The following is a 1,891-nucleotide window of genomic DNA, read 5'->3' as shown; positions in this document are numbered from 1 at the left end:
TTTCCCCTATTTTATTTCTCCATCTCCTGACTCCTGACTCCTGACTCCTTTGCCAAAAAGCCTCACTTTCCCGAGATACCAAATGGCTTCTATAAAGCCTCCCCTTTGAAGGGGAAAAAAAAGAACATATTCCTTTTTAGCGATCGCTACCTCATAGGGACAATTTTTCTGCCATACTCAGCCTAAAATCCTAACTATTCAACCGGACATGATATTACTGGCAAGAAACAGACTAATTTGAGGAGTTATTTCCAGGGGAAGAATCTAGTGCGCGATTGCCTTTCCTGCCCAAGAAACCATAAAAAACCGAAGGGTAAATCCCCAAATTCTTGATCACAACCAAACCAACCCATACATTCCACATAGCTATAGTCAAGCTAGTAGCGATCGCTGCCCCAATAGAACCAAATATAGGAATTAATACTGCATTCAAAATAATATTAATTAAAGCAGCATAACCAGTAATAAAAACCATTTTATTTTGATAACCCGTCATTATCAACAAAGTACCCACAGATCCACATAAAGAATCCACCACTCGTCCTAAAACCAATATCTTTAACTGCCAGTGAGCAGCGACAAAATCTGAGCCAAAAAGTCCCATCACAGGTTGAGCAAAAATAATCAAAATAGTACCAACAGCTAGGGAAAACCAGAAGATCCAGACAGTCACTTTAAAGACCAACTTTTGTAACTCCTGGCGATCGCCTTGCAGATAAAGGGTAGTAAAAGCAGGAGCGACTACAATATTAACAGTTTGCAAAGCGAAAGCTACCCATTGAGCAGTTTTCACTGCTGCACTGTAAATCCCTGCATCTTCTGCTCCAATCACCGAACCCACCATTACAATATCTGTTTGATTCAAAATCTCGGTAAATCCTGCCTGTAATAACAAAACTAGGGCAATTCTGATCCATTCTTGGTAGTTATAGATGGGAGTAGTCTGCTCAACTTCTCTATTCAATTTCCCCCACAATAACCATAACTGGAATGATAGAGCGATCGCTAACATTACCATTGCCATTTCTATTGTTGTGATGCTGCGGAGTGCGTGGTTTCTTTGCAAAAAAAACAATCCTCCTGACAACAATAATATTGGCGATATTACTAGGGAGGGTGCGTATGCCAAAGTGAAATCTTTCATTCCTCTAGCTGTTTCCAAAAATAACTGGACTAAAGCTTGCAGTGGCACCAACCAAATGCCGATGAGAAGTGGTTTTGTGTAGGCAAAGCTGTAATAATGATCGAGCAATAAAATTAGAGCAGTAGAGACTAAGCACAAGAAGATACTAGCTAATATGGTTAGCAATAAGCTGCCACGGATGATACCACCTAAACGCGCCCAATCTTGCTTAACTCGGTATTCTGAAATTAAGCGCAATACTGTGCTAGGGAAACCCAATCCTGCTGGAATTGCCAAAAGTAATGACCAAGAAATGACATATTCATAAATTCCGTACTCGGTTTTGCCCATCCATCGCGCAAGAAATACTTTAACTAAGTAGACGAGCAATAACCCTGTTAATTTAAGAATCAAGACTACTTTAACATCTTTAACTAGAGCGCTGAAGTTGAAACTGTCTGAATTTCCTGATAGTGAGGTTTGAGTCATAATATCATGTCCAGTTGAATAGTTATAAATAATTAGGGAGGAGTTAGGAGTTAGGAGTCAGGAGTTAGGAGTTAGGAGTAAAAGGAGTCGTAGGGGCGAACGGCCGTTCGCCCGTACAGGAGTAATATCATGTCCTGATAATTAGTATAAATAATTAGGGAGGAGTTAGGAGTTAGGAGTTAGGAGTTAGGAGTTAGGAGTTAGGAGTTAGGAGTTAGGAGTTAGGAGTTAGGAGTTAGGAGTAAAAGGAGTCGTAGGGGCGAACGGCCGTTCGCCCGT

1 protein-coding gene is annotated in these 1,891 nt (G+C 40.7%); it reads right to left on the bottom strand.

Annotated elements, in window-relative coordinates:
• Positions 1-232: 232 nt before the first annotated feature.
• On the bottom strand, positions 233-1,612 hold the full coding sequence (locus tag F6K40_RS39980) for an oligosaccharide flippase family protein (RefSeq protein ID WP_293145813.1): 1,380 nt from the start codon (positions 1,610-1,612) through the stop codon (positions 233-235).
• Positions 1,613-1,891 lie beyond the last annotated feature (279 nt).

The organism is Okeania sp. SIO3I5 (assembly GCF_010672085.1).
Classification (GTDB): Bacteria; Cyanobacteriota; Cyanobacteriia; order Cyanobacteriales; family Microcoleaceae; genus Trichodesmium.
This window is presented reverse-complemented; position numbering and strand designations above follow the sequence as displayed.